The sequence below is a fragment of the Klebsiella sp. G-Nf4 genome (assembly GCF_002810615.1).
In the GTDB taxonomy this organism is placed as follows: Bacteria; Pseudomonadota; Gammaproteobacteria; order Enterobacterales; family Enterobacteriaceae; genus Klebsiella; species Klebsiella variicola.
This window is the reverse complement of record NZ_PION01000007.1, coordinates 162,005-177,354: the sequence shown is the minus strand read 5'-3', so window position 1 is coordinate 177,354 and position 15,350 is coordinate 162,005. Positions and strand designations below refer to the sequence as shown.

The window sequence follows — 15,350 nt, the reverse complement described above, 5'->3', positions numbered from 1 at the left end:
GGAAAAACAGAACAATTAATTCATTTGAACGTCGCATAAGCGCGTGGAGTGATGAATCGTGAAATACTTCTTTATGGGCCTCTCTTTTATGGTCATCGTTTGGGCCGGTACTTTTGCCCTGATGATCTAGACTGCAGCGGTGTCAAAAAAAACGGGAGCCCACTGGCTCCCGTTTTTGTTATGGCGTATTCGCCGAAGCGCTAGCTCGCGGCGGGCAGCAAACCATCTGCGCGGAACATCGCCTTGATGCCGCGGATTGCCTGGCGCGTACGGTCCCGGTTTTCAATCAGCGCGAAGCGGACGTGAGTATCGCCATAGTCGCCAAAGCCTATCCCCGGCGAGACGCAGACCTTCGCTTCATTAAGCAACTTTTTCGCAAACTCCAGCGAGCCCATGGCGGCGTAAGGTTCCGGTATTTTCGCCCAGACGTACATGGACGCTTTCGGACACTCCACCATCCAGCCGGCTTCGTGGAGCCCTTTCACCAGCACATCGCGACGGCGCTTATATTGCTCGGCGATTTCACGCACGCACTGCTGATCGCCCTCAAGGGCAGCGATCGCCGCCACCTGCAGCGGCGTGAACGTGCCATAGTCGTGATAGCTTTTGATGCGAGCGAGGGCATTCACCAGGGTCTTATTGCCGACCATAAAGCCAATGCGCCAGCCGGCCATGTTATAGCTTTTCGACAGGGTAAAGAACTCGACGGCGACATCACGCGCGCCGGGCACCTGCATGATGGAGGGCGCTTTCCAGCCGTCATACACGATATCGGCATAGGCCAGATCGTGGACGACCAGGATGTCATACTGCTTCGCCAGGGCGACGACCTTTTCAAAGAAGTCCAGCTCGACGCACTGCGCGGTCGGATTCGAGGGAAAGCCAAGGATCATCATCTTCGGCTTCGGATAGCTCTCGCGGATGGCACGTTCCAGCTCGTTAAAGAAATCCACCCCTTCCACCAGCGGCACCGAGCGCACCTGCGCCCCGGCAATCACCGCGCCATAGATGTGAATCGGATAGCTGGGGTTTGGCACCAGCACCGTGTCGCCATGATCCAGAGTCGCCAGCATCAGGTGTGCCAGCCCCTCTTTCGAACCAATGGTGACGATCGCTTCCGATTCCGGATCGATGTCAACGTTATAGCGTTCTTCATACCAGCGTGAAATGGCGCGACGCAGGCGCGGGATCCCCCGCGAGGTAGAGTAACCATGGGTGTCAGGCCGTTGAGCAACGGTGCAAAGTTTTTCCACGATATGCGGCGGCGTCGCGCCATCGGGATTGCCCATGCTGAAATCAATAATATCTTCGCCGCGCCGGCGCGCAGCCATTTTCAGTTCAGCAGTAATATTAAAAACGTACGGGGGGAGACGATCGATACGCGTAAAACGGCGTTCAGGACTGGATTCAGCCATAGGTTCCTCTAATTAACGTTAGCGCCCGGACCGTCCGAGCGACGCTGCCGCTGTTGCGGCTCGTTTAGAAAATAACCTGAAAAAAATCATGTTGTCGAGAGGCATGATGAAAAATATTCTCTGGCGAAAAAAACGGGTATCGACCGCAGTAAATGCGGCTGTGAGTCGCCGGAATAATTCAGAGTTGCATAAGTGTGATAACACATTGATATCTTTCTTATCACAGATATTTTTCGTTAAAAGGCAAGACTGCGGCTATCGCGGTACTCACCCATTAATCCCCTTTAAAAAGCATGCCTTTTCCTCATTATATTTCTGCGGCTGGTCTTCTGCCGTCAGGTTTTTTATCATGTTCTTTTCTGGCCACTGACGCGGCGCACCCATGCACGAAATTTTTACGATGATGCTGGCGGTCTATGATCGTGCGGCCCTGATGCTTATTTGCCTGTTTTTCCTCATTCGCCTGCGCCTGTTCCGCGAACTGTTGCATAAGTCGGCCCATACGCCGAAAGAGCTGCTGGCCGTGACCGCCATTTTCTCGCTGTTCGCCCTGTTCAGCACCTGGTCCGGCGTCCCGGTGGAAGGTTCGCTGGTGAATGTGCGCATTATCGCCGTCATGGCTGGCGGGATCCTGTTTGGTCCGTGGGTAGGGGCAATTGTCGGGGTAATTGCCGGCGTACACCGCTACCTGATTGATATCGATGGCGTCACCGCCGTGCCCTGCTTTATCACCAGCATTGTCGCAGGCCTGCTGTCAGGATTGATTAACCGTAAAGTGGCCCGCGATCAACGGTGGAAAATCGGTATTCTGGCCGGCATGGTGTGTGAGACCCTGACCATGATCCTGGTAGTGGTCTGGGCACCTTCCCTGAACCTCGGCCTGGATATCGTCTCTAAAATTGGTATCCCGATGATCCTCGGCAGCGTCTGCATAGGTTTTATCGTGCTGCTGGTACAGAGCGTGGAAGGGGAAAAGGAGGCCAGCGCGGCGCGGCAGGCAAAACTGGCGCTCGATATCGCCAACAAAACCCTGCCGCTGTTTCGTCATGTTAACAGCGATTCTTTGCGCCAGGTATGCGAGATTATCCGCCGCGACATTACCGCCGACGCGGTGGCGATCACTAATACCGAACACGTACTGGCCTACGTCGGCGTGGGGGAAGCCAACTATCAACACCACGACGATGTCATCAGCCCTACCACCCGGCAAGCGATTCGTTATGGGAAAATCATCATAAAAAACAATGATGAAGCCCACCGCACGCCGGAGATCCACTCCTTGATGGTCATTCCGCTGTGGGAAAAAGGCGTGGTGACCGGCACGCTAAAAATTTATTACTGCCACGCCCATCGCATCACCTCGACACTGCAGGAGATGGCGATTGGCCTGTCGCAAATTATCTCCACCCAGCTGGAGGTCTCCCGCGCCGAACAGCTGCGGGAGATGGCCAATAAAGCGGAGCTGCGCGCCCTGCAAAGCAAGATTAACCCGCATTTTTTATTTAATGCGCTGAACGCGATCTCCTCCTCGATTCGCCTTAATCCGGACACCGCGCGCCAGCTCATTTTTAATCTGTCGCGCTATCTGCGCTATAACATCGAATTAAAAGACGATGAGCAGATTGATATCAAACGAGAGCTGTATCAGATCAAAGATTATATCGCCATTGAACAGGCGCGATTCGGCGACAAGCTGACGGTCATCTATGATATTGACGACGACGTCAGCTGCGTGATCCCGAGCCTGCTTATCCAGCCGCTGGTGGAGAATGCCATCGTTCATGGTATCCAGCCCTGTAAAGGCAAGGGGGTGGTGACGATCGGCATTAACGAGTGCGGAAATCGGGTACGCATCAGCGTTCGCGACACCGGCAACGGCATCGATCCCGCCGTCGTCGCTCGCGTGGAAGCCGACGAAATGCCGGGAAATAAAATCGGCCTGCTTAACGTTCATCACCGGGTGAAGCTCCTCTACGGCGAGGGGTTGCATATCCGCACCCTGACGCCAGGAACAGAAATCGCCTTTTATGTCCCCAATCACCACACGCCGCAGGCGCTGACGGAGTCTCTGTTGTCATGAGCGGAGAAAAGATGAAAGTTATTATTGTGGAAGATGAGTTTCTGGCTCAGCAGGAGCTCTCCTGGCTTATCAACACCCACAGCCAGATGGAGATCGTCGGCAGCTTTGACGACGGCCTGGACGTGCTGAAATTTCTCCAGCACAACAAGGTCGATGCCATTTTTCTCGATATCAATATTCCGTCGCTGGACGGGGTTTTGCTGGCGCAAAACATCAGCCAGTTTGCCCATAAGCCTTTTATCGTCTTTATCACCGCGTGGAAAGAGCACGCCGTGGAAGCCTTTGAGCTGGAGGCGTTTGACTACATCCTGAAGCCCTACCAGGAGTCACGCATCATCAATATGCTACAAAAGCTAACCGCCGCCTGGCAGCAGCAAAATAACGTCGCTGCGGGAGCGACCAGCGCGGCGCCACGAGAAAACGACACCATCAATCTGATAAAAGATGAACGAATAATCGTCACTAGCATCCATGATATTTATTATGCTGAGGCGCATGAAAAGATGACGTTCGTCTATACCCGCCGGGAGTCATTCGTCATGCCGATGAACATCACCGAATTCTGCAGCAAACTGCCCACCGCACATTTCTTTCGCTGCCACCGCTCGTACTGCGTGAATCTGAGCAAGATCCGCGAAATTGAGCCGTGGTTTAACAATACCTATGTGCTGCGCCTGCGCGACCTTGAATTTCAGGTGCCGGTGAGCCGCAGTAAAGTGAAAGAGTTTCGCCAGCTGATGAATCTGTAGAGGCGGGAAGTCCCGCCATCCGGGCTACGACGGTAGCCCGGGAGGGATGCGCTTATAACACCTGGCCCAGCGTCTGACGCAGATGCGCGCCGGAGCCCAGCAGGCCCGGGTTTTCATGGACGATCAGGTAAACCGGAATATCCTGAACATAAGCTTTGAAACGGCCTTTGTCTTCAAAACCGCCGCGGAAGCCGGAGGCTTTAAAGAACTCCAGGAAGCGCGGCACGATGCCCCCGGCGATATACACGCCGCCAAAGGTCCCGAGAGTCAGCGCCAGGTTTCCGCCGAAGCGGCCCATAATGACGCAGAACAGCGATAGCGCCCGGCGACAGTCGGTACAACTGTCCGCCAGCGCTCGCTCGGTGACCTCGCGCGGCTGCAGGTTTTCCGGCAGGCGGCCATCAGATTTCACAATCGCGCGGTACAAATTGACCAGTCCGGGACCCGAGAGCACGCGTTCTGCGGAAACATGCCCCAGCTCGGCGCGCAGCTCCTCCAGAATAATCCCCTCTTCTTCGCTGTTCGGCGCAAAATCGACATGACCGCCTTCGCCCGGCAGGCTGACCCAGCGCTTGTCAACGTGCACCAGATGCGCCACGCCAAGCCCGGTTCCGGCGCCATAAACGGCGATCGGTTTGCCCGCTACCGGAGCGCTGCCGCCAAACTGAATGAGGTGCTCGGCTTTCAGCATCGGGATGGCCATGGAAACGGCGGTAAAATCGTTAATTATCTCCAGATGGGCAAAGCCAAGGTTGCGCTTCATTTCAGCGATGGAGAAGGCCCAGGTATGGTTGGTCATCGCTACCCAGTCGCCGGTGATCGGGCAGGCAATGGCGATGCAGCCTTCGTTGACGGTCACCTGGTGCTCCTCCAGATAGACGCGCACCACCGCCTCCAGACTGGGATAATCGAGCCCGGAATAGGTCTTAGCACGAGAGATCTCTCCGCTCGCCAGATCACATAGCGCCAGGCGGGCGTTGGTCCCCCCGACATCTCCTACTAAAGCAAATTTTGTCATTCCGTTACGGCTCCGCTAAAGTCAAAATAATTCTTTTGGCACACTGTAAATTCATGGCGGCTTAACAACAACGTCCAACGCGCAGACGCCCCTTGTTTAGCGACACAGGTCACATTTAGTTTGTAATCTATGCAAGGTAGTCTGTAAACGACGCCTCGGATATCAGACGCCGCCTTAACTTTATCGTTTCAGCACCATTTGCATCGACGGCCCCTACCGACGAAGGCAAAGTAGTGCTTCAGAACTTTGACAAGGACATTTTCATGCTCCATCCTCGCGCCAGAACAATGCTGATCCTGTCGGTGCCGGCCATCCTGATAGGTATCGCCTGCAGTCTGATCCTGATCGGCGCGATGAAGGTTGCCGCGCTGCTACAGCGCGTGCTGTGGAGCAATCTGCCCACCCAGTTGGGGATGAGCGCTGACAGCCCGCTATGGATTATCGCCATGCTCACGGCGACAGGGATCGCCGTGGGCCTGGTCGTCCGCTACAGCCCGGGACACGCCGGGCCGGATCCGGCCACTGAATCGCTCATTGGCGCCCCCATTGCCACCGGCGCGCTGCCCGGGCTGCTGGCCGCGCTGATCCTCGGCCTTGCCGGCGGCGTCAGCCTCGGCCCGGAGCATCCGATTATGGTGGTGAATATTGCGCTGGCCGTCGCCGTCGGTTCACGGCTGTTTCCGCGCGTCAGCTCGCTGGACTGGACCATCCTCGCGGCCTCAGGCACCATCGGCGCCCTCTTCGGCACCCCGGTGGCCGCCGCGCTGATTTTTTCGCAAACCCTCAACAGCAGCAACGAGTCGCCGCTGTGGGATCGTCTTTTTGCGCCGCTGCTTGCCGCCGCCGCGGGCGCGCTGACGACCGGGCTGTTTTTCCACCCGCATTTCACGCTGCCGATCCCCCATTATGGCCAGATGCGCTTCGTCGATATCATCAGCGGCATGATCGTCGCCCTGATTGCTATCGCCGTCGGTATGGTGGCCGTCTGGTGTCTGCCGCGCCTGCACGCCCTGATGCATCGTTTGAAAAATCCTATCCTGACGCTGGGCATCGGCGGGCTGCTGCTGGGGATCCTGGGGACTATTGGCGGTCCCTTAACGCTGTTTAAGGGGCTGGATGAGATGCAGCAGCTGGCTTTCAGCCAGACGCTAACCGCCGCGGATTTTCTGCTCATCGCGCTGGTCAAACTGGCTGCCCTGGTGCTCGCCTCCGCCAGCGGTTTCCGCGGTGGGCGGATTTTCCCGGCGGTCTTCGTCGGGGTGGCGCTGGGGCTGATGCTGCATGCCCACGTGGATGCAGTGCCAGCGGCGATCACCGTCTCCTGCGCCATTCTCGGCATGGTGCTGGTCGTCACCCGCGACGGCTGGCTTAGCCTGTTTATGGCCGCCGTGGTGGTCCCGGATACGACGCTGCTACCGCTGCTGTGCATTGTGATGCTCCCGGCCTGGCTGCTGCTGGCCGGGAGGCCGTTGATGATTGCCAAACGCCATACCGACTAAACGCGGCTGTTTCGCTCCTCCAGCGCCTGCGTCACCACACGCAGGAAATCGGGGATATCCATTTTCGGTAGCATCACTTCGACCAGGGTAAGGGTATCGGAGGTGATGCTTTCCGCCATCGCTTCCCGTAACTCAGCCGTGTGCGTGACCCGCCAGCAGCGAGAAACAACGTCCGGGGCAAAGGCTTCCGGCAGTCGCTGCCAGTCCCACAGGGCGATGTCATTGTAGCGCTGCTCAGGGCCGTGAATCGCCCGCTCCACGGTATACCCTTCGTTATTCAGCAACAGAATAAGCGGTTTTTGCTTATCGCGAAGCATAGAGCCCATCTCCTGAATCGTCAGTTGGGCGGCGCCATCGCCGACGATCAGCACCACCCGCCGCTCTGCCGCCGCGGTTTGCGCGCCATAGGCGGCCGGGAGGGTAAAACCAATCGACCCCCACAGCGGCTGGACGATCAGCGACGCCTCTGACGGTAGCTTCAGCGCCGCGATGCCAAACGCCGCCGTCCCCTGATCGGCGAGGATAATATCGCCGGGGCGCAGCGCATCCTGCACCGTCGACCAGAAATTCTTCTGGGTTAACTCGCCTTCGGCCTCCTCTTCCACTTCCGGCGCCACGACCTGAGGCGCCGCCCACTCCGCCGCCAGCGGGGCGGAAAGCGTCATTAATGCAGCCAGAGCTTGATCCATCGGCACGCCGCTGAACCAGTGGTCGCCAACCCTGACGGCGAAGGGCTGGATCTCTATGGTCTTCTCCCGCGCCAGATGCTGGGTGAATCCCGCGGTGATAGTGTCGGTGAAGCGCGTGCCAATGCAGATGATGGCGTCGGCGTTTTCAATCGCCTCCCGGGTCTGTGGGGCGCTGGCGATCCCGCTGTAGGTCCCGACAAACCCGCGCTGCTGCTCATCGAACAACCCCTTGCCCATTAGCATGGTGGCATGGGCGATGGGGGTTTTCGCCACCCACTCCCGGAGCGTGTTCTGCAGGCCATAGCGTTGCGCCAGGAAATCCGCCAGCAGAGAAATGCGTCGGCTGCCCCGCAGCAGGCGGCTGGCATGTTCGCGGAACCCCGCGAGCTGGTTTTCATCCGCCGTCGCGGCCTCCACCAGCAAGCGCTGGGCCGGGGCAATCGCTGCCGCTCTGGCGACATCGGCCGGCAGCATCAGATAGCCGGGCCGATGATGCGTCAGCATATCGCGCAGAACACGGTCGATTTCATGGCAGGCATTGCCGGCGGTCAGCAGCGCCTGGCTGCAGGTGATCTGCTCGCTCATGCGGGCGAAATGGCGAAAATCGCCATCGCCGAGGGTATGGTGCAACAGTTCGCCGCGCTGCTGGGCGCCGGTAGAGGGCGCGCCGACGATATGCAATACCGGAATATGTTCCGCATAGCTACCCGCAATGCCGTTCAGCGCGCTCAGTTCACCGACGCCGTAGGTGGTCAGCAGCGCACCGGCCCCTTTGATGCGCGCATATCCGTCAGCGGCATAGGCCGCATTCAGCTCGTTGGCGCAGCCGACCCAGCCTAATGCGCTGTGCGCGATGACGCGATCGAGAAACTGTAAGTTGTAATCTCCCGGCACGCCGAACAAGCGGTCAATACCGCAGTCGACGAGGCGATCCAGCAGATAATCCCCAATAGTGTAGGTCGGTTGCATGTCCATTATCCTCATTTTGGTGCAGGTGTAATTTGAGTATTGAATAAGCGATCCGCCTGTCCAGAAGGGGGACGATAAAGCCGGTGTAAAGCAATAGTTACGCCCAAAAAGCAGTGTACTCCATGCAGAACATTGATTAGTGTAAACGTATACACACCCTGTTTTATCTGCGGAGGAAGAATGGTTTACCAGGCAAGCACCACGCGATATCAAACGATGGAATATCGTCGCTGCGGTCGCAGCGGCCTTCAGCTCCCGGCGATTTCTCTCGGCCTGTGGCACAACTTTGGCGACGAAACGCGAGTGGAGACCAGCCGGCAGATGCTCCTGCACGCGTTTGACCTTGGCATCACTCATTTCGACCTGGCCAACAACTATGGGCCGCCGCCGGGTTCAGCAGAGAGCAATTTTGGCCGCATTCTGAAAGAGGCGCTCCTGCCCTATCGCGATGAGTTAATCATCTCCACCAAAGCGGGCTACACCATGTGGGACGGCCCTTACGGCGACTGGGGTTCACGTAAATATCTGGTGGCCAGTCTTAACCAGAGCCTGCAACGCATGGGGCTGGAGTATGTCGATATTTTTTATCATCACCGTCCGGACCCACAGACCCCCCTGACGGAAACGATGCGTGCGCTCGATCACCTTGTACGCCAGGGGAAAGCGCTTTACGTCGGGATCTCCAACTATCCGCTGGCCCAGGCGCAGGAAGCGGTGAAGATCCTTAACGACCTCGGTACGCCCTGCGTCATTCACCAGCCCCGCTACTCAATGTTCGAACGCAGTGCGGAAGAGGGGCTGCTGGATTTTCTGCAGACGGAAGGGGTGGGAAGTATAGCGTTTTCACCGCTGGCCGGCGGACAGCTTACCGATCGCTATCTGAACGGTATCCCGGCCGACTCTCGCGCCGCCAGCAGCAGTCGTTTTCTGCAGCCGGAGCAACTGACCGCCGCCCGATTAGAAAAAATTCGTCAGCTAAATACGATGGCGGAAGAGCGCGGGCAGAAGCTGTCGCAGATGGCGCTGGCCTGGGTACTGCGCGAGGAGAAAGTGACCTCCGTGCTGATCGGCGCCAGCAAAACCACGCAGCTGGATGATGCTGTCGGGATGCTGCAGAATCGTCACTTCAGCGCCGAGGAATGCGCGGCCATCGATGCCATCCTTGCGCTGTAAAGCAAATGTTACTTTAGCAAAACGTGCTCTTTTCTGCGCTTTCGGAGTTCGTCCGATGCGGCGGGTCTTTACCGGCCCGTAATATCAGGTTATCAGGCCGCTTACGGCCCCGATCGTGAAGGAGAAGAGTATGTTCAGGTCACTGATTCTGGCAGCAGTACTGCTGGCCGCAGCGCCACTAGTTGCTAACGCTGGTGAAATCACCCTGCTGCCATCGATAAAATTACAAATTGGCGATCGTGACAATTACGGTAACTACTGGGACGGTGGCGGCTGGCGCGACCGTGATTACTGGCGTCGTCACTATGAATGGCGTGATAACCGTTGGCATCGTCATGACAACGGCTGGCACCGCGGCTGGGACAAGGGCAAAGATAAAGCCTGGGAGCGCGGCTATCGTGCTGGCTGGAGCGACCGCGACGACCACCGCGGCGGCGGCTGGGGACGAGGCCCGGGCGGACGTGGGCATGGACATGGCCATCACTAGCAGACTTAAAGGGGAGCCCATTGGCTCCCCTTAACGTTATCCAGCATGGGTAATGAACTACGCCACGCCGAGCAGCGATCCCACGATTAACCAGCCGTTCAGGCTCACGACAATAGCGACAATTGCCCAGCCAGTGCCTCTCACCCAGCGAGTGTTCACCAAATCCCCCATGAGTTTCGCATCGTTGGTGAATATCAGCAGCGGCACCAGGGCAAGCGCAATACCAAAACTCAGCAGCACCTGACTCATCACCAGGATACGCGTAGGATCCAGCCCCAGCAGGATCACCACAAACGACGGCAGCATGGTGACCGCCCGACGAAACCACAGCGGGATATGAAAACGGATAAACCCCTGCATCACAACCTGCCCTGCCAGGGTACCCACTACCGTCGATGATAAACCTGCAGCGACCAGGCTCAGACCAAAGATGGTCGCCGCCGCGTGGCTCAGCAGTGGCTCCAGCGTTCTGTAAGCCTGATCGAGATCGGCGACGCCGGTATGGCCGTTGAAATGGAATGCCGCCGCGGCGGTCGCCATCATCGCCAGGTTGACGAACCCGGCAATGGTCATGGCGATCGCCACATCCCAGCGGGTCGCGTTATAGCGTTCTTTCCGCGTACCGCCGTGCAGATGCTGGGTAAGCGAGGAATGTAAGTAGATAACGTGCGGCATAATGGTCGCCCCCAGTACCCCGGCGGCTAAGAATACCGCCTCGCCGTTGGGCAGCGTAGGGATCACCAGCCCTTTTGTCAGGGGGGCCAGCGCGGGCTGAGAAAAGATCAACTCCACGACATAGGCCACAGCGACAAACAACAGCAGCCCGCCAATCACCTTCTCCAGCGGTTTTTGCCCGCGCCGCTGCAGCATCAGGATCAGGAAGGTCGCCACCCCGGTCAGCACCGCCCCCTGCAGAAGCGACACGCCCAGTACTAGCTTAAAGCCAATCGCGGCGCCGATAAATTCAGCCAGGTCGGTGGCCATCGCAATGATTTCCGCCTGCACCCAATAGAACCACACCACCGGGCGCGGGTAATGGTCACGGATCTGCTCGGCCAGATTTTTGCCGGTGGCAATGCCCAGTTTGGCAGAGAGCACCTGGATCAGCATCGCCATCAGGTTGGCCCATACCACGACCCACAGCAGCTGATAGCCAAAGCTGGCGCCAGCCTGAATGTTAGTGGCGAAATTACCGGGATCGATATAGCCAATGGCAGCGACGAAAGCGGGCCCCATGAGGGCGAGCTTCACCTTGCGCGCGGCGCGACTACTGCTATTCTCAACGCGACTGCTAGTCATCTTCTGCCTCTGGAAATATAGCCTTTGCTATGTTTCATGCTATCAAAATGCGAATGATTATCAAGTTCATTTAAAATGGAGATAATGATTGCTGTGATAGGCGGGAACAATAGCTGGCCGGAAATGAAAAACGGGCGTTAGAACACGCGAGCGTGCCCAGTACTAAGAGTAGTACAAGAATGCAACTTTTAAAACCTTTACGTAACATAACAAAAGTGGATGTTTGATCACTATTTTTGCCATTGGTCACAGTTCCTTGCAATAGTGTGCAATTGATCTCGTTTTCTTTAAAGCCGTTGCATAGAATGTGCACGGAAATTTAACCTGCCTCATATTTGGAGCAACTATGGACCGCGTCTTGCATTTTGTCCTCGCGATCGTTGTGGTGGCTATACTGGCCCTGTTGGTCAGTCACGACCGTAAAAAGATCCGTATTCGTTATGTTGTTCAACTGCTTGTCATCGAAGTCCTGCTGGCCTGGTTCTTCCTGAACTCCGATATTGGTCTGGGTTTTGTGAAAGGCTTCTCTGAGATGTTTGAAAAACTTCTCGGATTTGCCAACGAAGGGACAAACTTCGTGTTCGGCAGCATGAACGATAAAGGTCTGGCCTTCTTCTTCCTTAAGGTTCTGTGCCCTATCGTCTTCATTTCCGCGTTGATCGGTATTTTGCAGCATATTCGTATCCTGCCGATTGTCATCCGCGCCATCGGTACCGTCCTGTCGAAAATCAACGGTATGGGCAAGCTGGAGTCCTTCAACGCCGTGAGCTCGCTGATCCTCGGTCAGTCGGAAAACTTCATCGCCTATAAAGATATTCTCGGCAAAATGTCGCGCAACCGCATGTACACCATGGCGGCGACGGCGATGTCCACCGTGTCGATGTCCATCGTAGGCGCGTACATGACCATGCTGCAGCCGAAGTATGTCGTCGCGGCGCTGGTGCTCAACATGTTCAGCACCTTTATCGTTCTGTCATTGATTAACCCTTACCGCGTGGAAGAGAGCGAAGAAAATCTGCAGATGTCGAATCTGCACGAAGGTCAGAGCTTCTTCGAAATGCTGGGCGAGTACATTCTGGCGGGCTTTAAAGTCGCGATTATTGTGGCGGCGATGCTGATCGGCTTCATCGCGCTGATCTCGGCGCTGAACGCCCTGTTCGCCACCGTGACCGGCTGGTTCGGCTACAGCATCTCCTTCCAGGGGATCCTCGGCTATATCTTCTACCCGGTTGCCTGGGTGATGGGTGTGCCGGCAAGCGAAGCGCTGCAAGTGGGCAGTATTATGGCCACCAAGCTGGTCTCCAACGAATTCGTCGCCATGATGGATCTGCAGAAAATCGCCTCGACGCTTTCTCCGCGCGCGGAAGGCATTATCTCTATCTTTCTGGTCTCCTTCGCCAACTTCTCGTCTATCGGCATCATCGCCGGGGCGATCAAAGGTTTGAACGAAGAACAGGGCAACGTGGTTTCTCGCTTCGGTCTGAAGCTGGTCTACGGCTCCACGCTGGTTAGCGTGCTGTCCGCTTCGATTGCGGCACTGGTTCTGTAACAGGCGCCAGTCATCTGAGCCGGGCAATGCCCGGCTTTTTTTACCCGTCATTCGCCCAACGGCTGAGGCTTACCGACCAGGTAACCCTGCAGATAATTCACGCCCAGTTCCAGCAAGCGCGCTTTTTGCGGTTCGCTTTCGACGTATTCCGCCACCACGCTCATCTGTTTCGCCCGCGCCATCTCGACAATTGATTTCACCATGATGGCATCCAGCGGGTCCGTCAGAATGTCGCGGACGAAGCAGCCGTCAATCTTAATGATATCGGCCTGCAGATGCTTCAGTCGTTCATAGTTCGCATAACCGGTGCCAAAGTCATCAATGGCGATAGCGCAGCCAAACGCGCGCAGCGCTTCGAGATTTTGCTGGCTGGTGTCGGCATTGGAGAAGGCCTGCTCTTCGGTCACCTCAATGGTGATAAGATCTGGCGAAATGCGATAGCGTTGAAACAGCGCGATAATCTGCGCTGCGCTGTCTTTTTGCATCAGGGTTGAAGGCAGCAGATTGACCGAGAACCGCTGGCCGGGATGCTGATGGAGCGAACTGAACAGGGTCTCCAGCACCAGCATGTCAAAACGCTGGCTGAGGTTAAACTGCACAATCAGCGGAATAAACTGATCCGGCATAATGACGCCGTCACCACAGCGCATGCGCGTGAGGATCTCATGATAGCCCTCCCCCTCCGCGTTTTGAATCGGTTGCGCATAGAGCACCAGCGCCCGCTCTTTGAGAACCTGCTTGACGCGCATCAGGAGGCGTACCTGCTCGGTGGTTTGATCCACCACCAGTTCCTGCTCCTCATCCAACGCCAGTACCCGGCGTTCACTGCCCGCCTGTTCGGAAAGCCAGCTGAGCTGGCCCAGCATCTGGTGCAGCGTCTCACCCTGACCGTCATCACGGCTCCATGCCGCGCCAAACTCAAGATCCAGCGGCTGATTATGCCAGCTGAACTTTTTGTGGTTGAGGATGGCGACCATATGGTTTAGCCGCGCCGCAGGGTCCGGCCCGTCAAGCACGAGGATCAATTCGCTGCCGGGAACCTGGAAGACTTTATCCGTTGCCCCCAACAGCGGCTGAAGCGCCCGGATGATTTGCCGTTTACAGTCCACGCCCATCATTAGCCCATAATGTCGGCTAAGAAAATCGAGATTATCGATACGCAAGCTGCAGATAGCCTGCAGAGGACTGCTCTGTAAATGGCTCACCAGCGCGCGCAGATTAGGTAAGCCCGTCAGCGGATCCTCTTCCGCCTGGCTACGCCAGCGGCGTTTATTGCGATCGCTGCGGGCATAGGTGTCTGCCATATAAAACAAACAGATAGTGAAGGAGATCAGGACTGACAGCACAAAGGATAATGAATACTCGCTCTGGACGCCCTGGAGAAAGTTTTTATTATACACCACCAGCAAAAAGGCTGAGACAGACCATGAAATACGCAGCAGCGCATGACCAATCCGGCTAATCCCGATAAAGTAGACAATAAATATCACCGGAACTAAATAACCGGCAATAAATTCAGACTGATACGGCGCACACAGTAAAGTTAATAAAAGCGCCAGCGAGATAAACCAATATAGGGTAAAAGAACGATGTTTGGGTGCCAGCCATGGTAAACATTCCTGACGCCAGAAACGTCGGGCATAGTGCGGACTGATAATCATCCGCATTGGATAATAAAGAAACGTCGTAAAAATTAATGCCGCGCTGATTAAACTTTGGATATCTATTACGGTATAAATCAACGGCATACTACCAAAGTAACTGGTAATAGATAATGGAAACGCAAAATATTGCCCGGCAAGGTACATGGTGATTTTCAACAGCACCGGCGCGAAGAAGCCGCCCCAGAAGATCCGCGCCCCCATATGTTTCGCCGTGGGGCCACACCGCCAGCGCTTGCCCACCATCAGGCGTAAAACAGCGCAGGAGACAAACACAGCAAACAGCTGACAAAAGAGCAGAATAAGCGCCTGTGACAGCGTTAATTCAATGAGAAAGCTATTGGTAATGGCAAACGCGAGAATTAATGGTGCGATCGCATAGCGGCCAAAGATAAAAATAACAGAAAACATCACGCTGATTGGCAGCCAGGCAATATAAATAAGATTGCCATCAATAACCGTTTGCGGTGAAATAAAACGAGCCAGCGGAATAGCGACTAAACTGACGAGAAAGGCCAACAGAGTTTTTTTGATATTAATGTTAATTTTATCAAGCATTATTGTTAATTAAAACTCCGGCAACCTCATTACGTTTAATGGGGGAAATGTTATGTTGCTTATTTAGGGCAGGCAAGGTGAATTATCAGGAAAAAGTCTGAAATTACTTTCGATTTTAATAGCTGGAGATTAACTGACTTAACCAGAAAGTGCTTTACATGAAAACAGCTAAAAACAAAAAACCCCGCCGAGGCGAGGGTTCTG

At 55.9% G+C, this 15,350-nt stretch carries 13 protein-coding genes; 7 read left to right on the top strand and 6 right to left on the bottom strand.

Annotated features, from left to right (window positions below):
* Positions 1–58: 58 nt before the first annotated feature.
* A complete protein-coding gene (ypdK, locus tag CWM57_RS15945) occupies positions 59–130 on the top strand; it encodes a membrane protein YpdK (RefSeq protein ID WP_099119320.1) in 72 nt (23 codons plus the stop codon).
* Positions 131–200: 70 nt separating this feature from the next.
* Here the strand turns inward: ypdK and alaC are convergent, their stop codons facing one another.
* Both alaC and CWM57_RS27760 read right to left on the bottom strand, forming a co-directional pair.
* On the bottom strand, positions 201–1,415 hold the full coding sequence (gene alaC, locus CWM57_RS15940; RefSeq protein ID WP_008803894.1) for an alanine transaminase: 1,215 nt from the start codon (positions 1,413–1,415) through the stop codon (positions 201–203).
* A 267-nt stretch (positions 1,416–1,682) separates the two neighbouring features.
* Positions 1,683–1,799: a hypothetical protein gene (locus CWM57_RS27760; RefSeq protein WP_162677109.1), complete on the bottom strand. Its 117-nt coding sequence runs from the start codon at positions 1,797–1,799 to the stop codon at positions 1,683–1,685.
* On the opposite strand from CWM57_RS27760, the gene CWM57_RS15930 reads away from it, so the two are divergent.
* Together CWM57_RS15930 and CWM57_RS15925 are read left to right on the top strand one after the other, a co-directional pair.
* On the top strand, positions 1,798–3,495 hold the full coding sequence (locus tag CWM57_RS15930) for a sensor histidine kinase (protein ID WP_074387912.1): 1,698 nt from the start codon (positions 1,798–1,800) through the stop codon (positions 3,493–3,495). The two genes, CWM57_RS27760 and CWM57_RS15930, sit on opposite strands and share 2 nt — an antisense overlap.
* An 11-nt stretch (positions 3,496–3,506) precedes the next feature.
* Entirely contained in the window at positions 3,507–4,244 is a 738-nt protein-coding gene (locus CWM57_RS15925; RefSeq protein WP_012967486.1) for a LytR/AlgR family response regulator transcription factor, read from the top strand.
* Between the two features lie 52 nt (positions 4,245–4,296).
* On the opposite strand, the gene glk is transcribed toward CWM57_RS15925, so the two are convergent.
* Positions 4,297–5,262 carry a glucokinase gene (glk, locus tag CWM57_RS15920; RefSeq protein WP_012540954.1) on the bottom strand — a complete coding sequence of 322 codons (966 nt, stop codon included), beginning with the start codon at positions 5,260–5,262 and terminating at the stop codon, positions 4,297–4,299.
* A 263-nt stretch (positions 5,263–5,525) separates the two neighbouring features.
* On the opposite strand from glk, the gene CWM57_RS15915 reads away from it, so the two are divergent.
* Complete coding sequence (locus CWM57_RS15915) at positions 5,526–6,761, top strand: ion channel protein (RefSeq protein ID WP_100676065.1); 1,236 nt, start codon at positions 5,526–5,528, stop codon at positions 6,759–6,761.
* Here CWM57_RS15915 and CWM57_RS15910 read toward each other — a convergent pair.
* Positions 6,758–8,419, bottom strand: coding sequence for an alpha-keto acid decarboxylase family protein (locus tag CWM57_RS15910; protein ID WP_100676064.1), 1,662 nt, complete (start codon positions 8,417–8,419; stop codon positions 6,758–6,760). The two genes, CWM57_RS15915 and CWM57_RS15910, sit on opposite strands and share 4 nt — an antisense overlap.
* Before the next feature lie 180 nt (positions 8,420–8,599).
* Between CWM57_RS15910 and mgrA the strand changes: the two genes are divergently transcribed.
* Complete coding sequence (gene mgrA, locus CWM57_RS15905) at positions 8,600–9,592, top strand: L-glyceraldehyde 3-phosphate reductase (RefSeq protein ID WP_074387910.1); 993 nt, start codon at positions 8,600–8,602, stop codon at positions 9,590–9,592.
* Positions 9,593–9,722: 130 nt separating this feature from the next.
* Complete coding sequence (locus tag CWM57_RS15900) at positions 9,723–10,079, top strand: DUF2502 domain-containing protein (protein ID WP_074387909.1); 357 nt, start codon at positions 9,723–9,725, stop codon at positions 10,077–10,079.
* A 57-nt stretch (positions 10,080–10,136) separates the two neighbouring features.
* Here CWM57_RS15900 and CWM57_RS15895 read toward each other — a convergent pair whose 3' ends face one another.
* A complete protein-coding gene (locus CWM57_RS15895; RefSeq protein WP_061153738.1) occupies positions 10,137–11,378 on the bottom strand; it encodes an Nramp family divalent metal transporter in 1,242 nt (413 codons plus the stop codon).
* Between the two features lie 346 nt (positions 11,379–11,724).
* On the opposite strand from CWM57_RS15895, the gene nupC reads away from it, so the two are divergent.
* Positions 11,725–12,927: a nucleoside permease NupC gene (nupC, locus tag CWM57_RS15890; protein WP_012540950.1), complete on the top strand. Its 1,203-nt coding sequence runs from the start codon at positions 11,725–11,727 to the stop codon at positions 12,925–12,927.
* 47 nt (positions 12,928–12,974) lie between these two features.
* Here the strand turns inward: nupC and CWM57_RS15885 are convergent, their stop codons facing one another.
* Complete coding sequence (locus CWM57_RS15885) at positions 12,975–15,146, bottom strand: EAL domain-containing protein (RefSeq protein WP_064160739.1); 2,172 nt, start codon at positions 15,144–15,146, stop codon at positions 12,975–12,977.
* Positions 15,147–15,350: the final 204 nt, after the last annotated feature.